Below are 7,627 nucleotides of genomic sequence, written 5' to 3'. Positions count from 1 at the left end.
TCGACTTGCCGGGGGAGAACTGCACCGGACCCGTGAAGTGATCGGGGAGGTGGTTCGCGTACTCGTTGTCCGTGTCGAGCGACATCGTCGAACCGAAGTAGCGCACGTCGGCGCTGTTGTCGAGATATTCACCGAAGACGTCCTCGCGGAACTGCTCGGCCTCGTCATCTTCGTCGAGATCGTATTCGTCGGGGTCGACCTCTTTCAGACGATCTTCGAGCAATTTTTCGCGCGTGTACTGCTCGCCTTCGTCCTGGACGTTCCGGATATAGACGCCGTGGCCGTCGTCGTCGAGTTGATCGCGGAGATAGCGTTTCAGCCGTACGTCCGTGACGATGGCCTGCTGGGTCTGTGGATCGATACGCGGTCGGTTCGCACTCGAAAGCGGGTTGCCGTTCGGGTTCGCGTCGACCGCGTCGTAGAGGAACACGATCTCAGAGCGGTTCGTGACGGGTTCAGTAGTGTCTGTCATCTTAGGAATCCTCCTCGATTTCGTCAGTATCATCCGTTTCTTCGCTATCCCACTCGGGGTGATCGTTCATGCCGTACGTGACACCCAGCGCGTAGTAAAATCGGAGATCATCGATGTCGAGCTTCCAGTCGTCCGGGTCCGGGTTGAGAATCGTCTTGCGGAGACGCTCGACCACATGTTCGAACAACGTGATGGTTCGATCCTCGCTGCGGGTGTACGTGAGCGTCTTTCCGATGGTTTCCTGTGTTACCTTTTTGATCCGTGAGCCAGTGATCGATTTCACCGGGAATTGATCGATCAGCGTCGTCGAGCGATCTTCGCTGTACCCCTGGTAGCTTCCGACTTCGCCAACAAGCGCACCGAGCAAGAATGCCCCGCGCCGCTGATCGTTGAGCGACGAGTCGTCATCTTCGTCATGGGCAAGTGCTGGCGTGTCTTCGATGAACGATTCGAGCGTCGTCGTCGGAGAATAACCGCCGTCCGGGAGTATCTCCGTTGGTGTTTCCATCGTATGTTCCTCGTAAGTGGGTTCTCTCGTGATCGGCTCTTTTTCCAAATCGGTCGTACTCAACAGGTCGAGTTCGTCGGTCGCCAGTGCACACAGCTGGGCGAACTGGCTGGCGACGCGAAAGGACGGAAATCCCTCGATCTCCTCGTCGGTCTGCTCGGCCACGATGCGATCGACATACTCCGAGAGCAGCGTCTCGACCGAGATCGCGTCGCCGCTCAGCACGGCGACCAGCGCCTCGATACGCGGATCGTCGGCGTCCGCATCGTCGTCATCGCGTTCGGCGAACGTCTGGTGGAAGTACCAGCCCGTCGAGATCGAATGAAGTCGTTCGCCGTTGCCGGTGAGCAGGCCCCAGTTGTCGTGGGTCGGAAGCGGAGCGGTCCACTCGGTCGCGGAGTTGAACGCAGCCGTGTCTCTAACGAGCCGATTGTGCTCGTTGGCGAGCGCACGCGGATAGAGCAGTCGCCCGTTCAGCGTCTCGCCGAAGACATCGTACCGCGACATCTGGTGGGGCATCACCGCCGAGACGTAAAATCGAAGTCTCGCGTCGTCGAACAGCGTCGATCGATTGTCGTATGCCGTCTCGACCGGCGTCTTGTCGTCGTCCTCGGTCGTAGCGCTGTACAACAGTTCGTACAGGTCCTTGGCGTTCGCTGGCGAGACGTGGCCCCACACGTACGGCAGGTAGTACACCTTCGCACCGAACGTTCGGTAGGTACACGCCTCGACGAACGTATCGGCGTTCATCACTGTCACGGCGGCGTCCTCGGCGATCGGATGGGTACGCCACGCCTCCTCGATGTCGAGGCCGGGGAATTTCTCCAGCTGCTTGCCGAGGAAGTAGTTCTGCGGGTCCTCGGAGGTGCCGACCGTCCGGGCCGGCTCGCCGGTAACGAGGTCGGTCGCGTTCCCCGAGGAGTCGTCGGCCTTGTTCTTCGTGACGAGCTTCGAGAGCTTGCGCTGGCGCATCGCTTCCATGAACACGTCGAGCTCGCCCGGCCATCGATAGCCCTCGTCTTCGTCGAGTTGTACCTGCACCGTGAGCAACGCCGTCGTGGACTCGCCACCGAGCTTCGTGGTGAGCTCGTCCTCGATCTCGTCGAGCACCGCCTCGTCTTCCCCCAGTTCGACGAGTCCGTCGATGATCGATCCCTCGTCGTGGTCGTCGGCTGCTTCCTGAACCACGTCGTCGGTCGCCCACTTCGTCAGCCGTTCCTTTGCGTAGCGGGCGAGCTTCTCGGGGTCGCTGTTCTGCCCGGACTGATGGGTGACGCTGTGATCGATGCCGCGTGCGGCTGGGTACTTGCAGTGAGCGACATCCTGAATCTGGTCCTCGCTGTACCCCGTCACCCAGACGGAACTGCGCTCGTCTGTAGCCAGCCGTGGTTCATCTCCAGAGAGGTCGACGCGAACCACGATCAGACTGTCACCAGTGTCTTCGAGATCACTGGCCGCATCTGGTGTGAGATACGGTGCGTACTCACCGCCACCCGTCGTCGCGAGCGTGTAGAGCTTGCCGTAGAGATACTGGATGTCCCGCAGCGATCCGATCGGGGAATCCGGGAGCTCCTCAGCGAGTTCGTCCTCGGGATACTCCTTCCGGAACTCCTCAGGCGAAAGCATCCTGATCCTCCAGTTCGTTCTCGCCCGGTCGCGTGCGATCGGTGATGTTCACGAACCCGAACCCGAGCGAGTTGCGCTCGCCGATCCCGCAGTCGAGCGCGAGATTCAGATGTCGGCGATGATGGTCGTCGCGCACGCGATAGCCGAGTCGCCACTTGCTCACGACGTAGGTCAGCTCCTCGCCCTCAGTCACCGTCACCGGGAGCGCGAACGTCTTGATAAGCTCATAGCTGTCGAACAGTTCGCCGTCGCGATCGCTCGGGCCGGGCAGATGATCGGGCGCGAACCGACCGTGTTTCTTGTCGAGGTTCGCCACGAGCTGGTTGCGGAACGGCTCCATCGTCATCTCGGGTCGCCAGAACGTGGCGTTGTCGCCGTAATCGCCCTCGATCCCGTACTCCTCGCGTCGCCACGGCGGAATTCGCACCACCACCCCTGTCCCAGTCTCGATGGTGCCCGAAGAGCCCGGCTCACCGACGTCGGGTGCGAGCGCCGAGAGATTCTCGACGTGATAGGGCATCTCGCCGACGTTCAGCTCCGGCTCCGCCCGGAGATCGCGCGCGACGTGGGTCAACAGTTCCTCGTGGGGCGAGGCGACCAACAGCGTGCGCTCGTCGCCCTCCTCCATGTCGCCCGGCGGGAATGGGTTCGAGTAGGTGAACCCCGGCGGGTCGTTCCCGTCGTGGCGCTCCTCGAATTCGGTGCCCTCCAGCGCACGCCAGAGCCGTCCTCGGAGTTTGTGATGGTAGGCGTTGTCGTAGGCAGCGTCCGCGCGCACGCGCAATCTGGCTAACACCCGCACCCGGATCCCTCCGATCGATACTGTCGAATCATGATCCGCCACCAGTCGTCATGGACCAGCATTGAATGGTGTCCGTAATAAAGGTATTCAGGCCGTGGTGAAAGTGATCCACCACTCACTGAAGTTCGGCTGTAACATGGTCCCGAGTAGTGATTTCCGGATACTGGTAGCAGCTTCAACCTCGCATCGGTTCGACTGAAAGCATTCCGGGACGGGACCCGTCCACCGGTTGTTTTCGCAGTAGAATAGGCGTTGCGTTCGTCTTCAATCGGAGTATATGCCATGTGGCACATTTTGTATTAGCTGTCCTCACACGATTGCTGGTTCTCTTCGTTAGCCATTCTCTCGAAGCGCCTCAGGTTCAGCATGGATGTGCCCTCGTTTGCGCCAATTGTCGAATGGACTAGCTAACAAACCACGTTCCTTTGGTTGGCTACTTTCACTAGTCTGCTCCGTCGTGTCCTCGTCGATGTTGGGTGTTTGACTCCGGTTATTGACCATTACTGGCTCCCACCCAGCACAGACCGATGGCTCTAAGGCCGCGAGAGGACTAGCTAGTTGCGCAGCTAGCTCTGCGGCCGCTGCCACTTCGGACCGCTGGGCTTGTTCTGCATCAACGCCCTACCCCCATGCCAGACGGAAGGGCGTTGATTGCTTCTCCATACAAGGTGGTAACACAAGTAGCTTTGGGGTTACTGGTAGCAGAAAGTTTGGCGTCCACTTGTGTGATATTGGTTACTAACATATACAGAGACCTCAGACCCTACACAGCCATAATTGGGTGGTTCGGTTTTGATGCCTCAGCGTAACCGGACTCCTCGCTACTCCAAATAAAACGCCTGTCAACCGGTGTATCTGGCTGCATTCAAGCAAGGAGAAAGGGCAAGCGTGTATGAACATACGTGATCTGCGAAAATCGTTCGAAGTGAACTATTCGCCGGTCCGGCTGGCGTTCAGCTTGGCCTGCTCGCGCGCGCTCGGGTTCACCGATTCCTGGAAGGGCACCTCGGAGACGGTCGCGTAGACCGGTTCGCCGGGTTCCTCGGCGTATTCGTCGGGGAGATGCACTTGGAACTCGATGTCGGCATCGGCGTCGTAGATGCTGTCGTCAAGCGGTGCGTCAAGGTCACGCAGTTTTTCGGCCGGGACGTGTGCGAGCGCGATGTTGGTCTCCAGTTCGGGACTGTACCACGGCGAGGTGACGTAGCCACACTCCTCGCCCGTCTCGGGATCGGAGACGAGCCAGAAGTCGGGCGCGTAGTCCCGGATCGGCTCGCCGGCCATCTTCAGCCCGACCAGTTTGTGGGTGAACGGGTACTCGCCGTTCTCGACCTGCTCTTGCTGGCGTTCGAGTGCCTCCTTCCCGATGTAGTCGACGTCGGTCTCGTCGGGCACCTGGTAGCCGAGGTTGACCTGGAACGGCGAGGTCTCGTGATCCATGTCCTGACCCCACGAGAGGATGCCCGCCGCGATCCGCCGGTGGTGGCCCGGCGCGATCTGCATCCCGCCGTGGTCCTTCACGGTTTCGAGAACCGGATCCCAGACGGCCTCGGCGTTCTCCATCGCGTCCTTCACGTAGATCTCGAAGCCCTTCTCGCCGGAGAAGCCTGTCTGGCTCACGAGTACGTCACAGCCGTTGACTTCGGCCTCCATCAGCCCGTAGTAGGGAATTTCGGAGACTTCCTCGCCGACGACCTCGACCATCACGTCCTCGGAGAGCGGCCCCTGGATCTGCATCGGCGCGACGTCGATCTCGTCGATCGCGACGTCGTAGTTCTCGCCGACGTTCACGCCCTGAAGCCACTGCATGAGGGTCGAGTCGGAGATCGAGAACCAGAACTCGTCGTCACCGGGGCGCAGCAACACCGGATCGTTCAGGATGCCGCCCTCCTCGTTACAGAGGATGACGTACTTGCCGTGCATCGCCTCGATCTCGGTCGCATCTCGGGTGATGACGCGGTTGACGAACGCCTCGGCGTCGGATCCCGCGACGCGGATCTGGCGCTCGACGGCGACGTCCCACAGCGTGACCCGGTTGACGAGGGCGTCGTACTCGGCCATCGTGCCGCCGTCCTCGGGATCGACCAGCCCGCGGGGATGGTAGAGGCGGTTATAGACCGTCGCGCGCCACGCACCCTCCTCGTCGAAGGACTTGTGGAAGAAGGGTGATTTGCGGACTCGCGTCGAGACCAGCATCTCGATGCCGGGGTCGCCCGACTGGCGCAGGTTTCGTGGCACCGTTCGATCCGACTGATCGACGCTCGGGTGATTCGGATGCTCCGCTCCGTCCGTTCTCGGTGGTTCGTTCTCGGACATCCCCTTTGGCTACGACCGACGGGTGCCTAAATCGACCAGTTAAACGAGACACCCATTTATGTTCGTGAACGATTCGCACCGCCTCGCCGGCCGGGATTTCGGGCTCGCACGCGCCATCGGGACCTAAAAGAGTAGCATGCACGGAACACGAACCTTGAAGCGACGGTCGGACGAACTCGAATCGACATGTCCCCATCCGAAGCGGACGGCCTACCGACGGACTACGAGATCGCCCAGGACGTCGACACCGACCACATCACCGAGATCGTCGAACCGCTCGGGCTCGCCGCCGACGACCTCGAACTCCACGGCGACGACACGGCAAAGCTCACCTACGACGCCATCGAGCGACTCCGGAACTCCGACCGCGACGACGGTGACATCATCCTCGTCACCGGGATGACGCCGACGCCGATGGGCGAGGGCAAGACCGTCACCACCGTCGGGCTGAGCCAGGCGTTCAACCAGCTCGGGGAGAACGCACTGGCGGCCATCCGCGAGCCCTCACTCGGCCCGGTCTTCGGCGTCAAGGGCGGCGCGGCCGGCGGCGGCTACTCCCAAGTGCTCCCGATGGAGAAGATCAACCTCCACTTCACCGGCGATCTCCACGCGCTCACGTCGGCGCACAACCTCATCTCGACGATGCTCGATAACCACATCAAACAGGGCAACGAACTCGATATCGCGGTCAATCAGGTTCAGTGGCCTCGTGCGATGGACATGAACGACCGCGTGCTCCGCGAGACCGTCGTGGGCCTCGGTGGCGAGGTCACAGGCGTCCCGCGCGAGGACGGGTTCATCCTCACCGCGGCCTCCGAGATGATGGCCGTACTCTGTCTCGCCGACGGCCTCGCCGATCTCAAAGAACGCGTCGGCCGCATCATCGTCGCCTACGACGAGGACGGCGATCCGATCACCGCCGACGATATCGAAGCGACCGGTGCAGTCACCATCCTCCTCAAGGACGCGCTCAAACCCAACATCGTCCAAACGGTCGAGGGAACGCCGGCGTTCGTTCACGGTGGTCCGTTCGCCAACATCGCCCACGGGACGAACTCGCTGATCGCCGACGACGCCGCCCGGAAGCTCTCGGATTACCTCATCACCGAGGCGGGTTTCGGCTCCGATCTGGGTGCCGAGAAGTTCATGGACGTCGTCTGCCGCCTGGGTGATATGGAACCGGCGGCGGTGACAGTGGTAGCATCCGTGCGCGCGCTCAAATACCACGGCAAGGACATGTGGCCCGCAGATCTCGACGCGCTCGACGACCCCGACCCCGAAGCGGTCGAGGGCGGGCTCGAAAACCTCGACGCCCACGTGGAGAACCTGCGCGGGTTCGGCGTCCCGGTCGTCGTGGCGCTCAACCGCTTCCCCGGCGACACCGACGAGGAGGTCGACGTCGTGCTGGATCACTGCCGGGAGGAGCTTGGGATCGAGGCGGCCGAATCGACAGTGTTCGAGGACGGCGGTGCGGGCGGGACCGACCTCGCCGAGAAGCTCATGACCGCCATCGAAACGAACGACGAGACGTTCGACTATCTCTACGAGGCTGAGGCTCCGATCCAGGAGAAAATCGAGACGATCGCCACCGAGATCTACGGCGCGGAGTCGGTGTCCTTCCAGAGCGGTGCCCGCGACGATATCGAACGAATGAACGATCTCGGCTTCGACGACGTCCCGATCGTGATCTCGAAGACGTTTCACTCGCTCAGCGACGATGCGGAGAAGAAGGGCGTCCCCACCGGCTGGGAGCTCGAAATCCAAGAAGTCTACCCCTCCGCCGGCGCGGGCTTTCTCGTCGCCCTCACCAGCGACGTGCTGACGCTGCCGGGGCTCCCGTCCGACCCCGCCGCTGCCGACATGGATATCGATCCCGACGGGACGGTCTCGGGACTGTTCTGAA

General features: G+C 61.6%; 5 protein-coding genes. 1 reads left to right on the top strand and 4 read right to left on the bottom strand.

Going from position 1 to position 7,627, the window contains the following annotated elements:
• From cas7b to C448_RS15040, 4 genes are all read right to left on the bottom strand, one after another.
• A partial coding sequence (gene cas7b / locus C448_RS15055) for a type I-B CRISPR-associated protein Cas7/Csh2 (RefSeq protein WP_004056010.1) occupies positions 1 to 472 on the bottom strand: 472 nt, incomplete at its 3' end.
• A gap of 1 nt (position 473) precedes the next feature.
• On the bottom strand, positions 474 to 2,606 hold the full coding sequence (cas8b, locus tag C448_RS15050; protein ID WP_004056008.1) for a type I-B CRISPR-associated protein Cas8b/Csh1: 2,133 nt from the start codon (positions 2,604 to 2,606) through the stop codon (positions 474 to 476).
• Positions 2,593 to 3,408 carry a CRISPR-associated endoribonuclease Cas6 gene (cas6, locus tag C448_RS15045; RefSeq protein WP_049916389.1) on the bottom strand — a complete coding sequence of 272 codons (816 nt, stop codon included), beginning with the start codon at positions 3,406 to 3,408 and terminating at the stop codon, positions 2,593 to 2,595. The genes cas8b and cas6 overlap by 14 nt, the downstream gene beginning before the upstream one ends.
• Before the next feature lie 930 nt (positions 3,409 to 4,338).
• Positions 4,339 to 5,724, bottom strand: a complete 1,386-nt coding sequence (locus C448_RS15040) for a glycine cleavage T C-terminal barrel domain-containing protein (protein WP_004056004.1) — start codon at positions 5,722 to 5,724, stop codon at positions 4,339 to 4,341.
• 186 nt (positions 5,725 to 5,910) lie between these two features.
• On the opposite strand from C448_RS15040, the gene C448_RS15035 reads away from it, so the two are divergent.
• Positions 5,911 to 7,626 carry a formate--tetrahydrofolate ligase gene (locus C448_RS15035; protein ID WP_004056002.1) on the top strand — a complete coding sequence of 572 codons (1,716 nt, stop codon included), beginning with the start codon at positions 5,911 to 5,913 and terminating at the stop codon, positions 7,624 to 7,626.
• Position 7,627: the final 1 nt, after the last annotated feature.

It is taken from the genome of Halococcus morrhuae DSM 1307 (assembly GCF_000336695.1).
Classification (GTDB): Archaea; Halobacteriota; Halobacteria; order Halobacteriales; family Halococcaceae; genus Halococcus; species Halococcus morrhuae.
The sequence above is the reverse complement of the archived record's forward strand: the minus strand, read 5'-3'. Positions and strand labels throughout refer to the sequence as shown.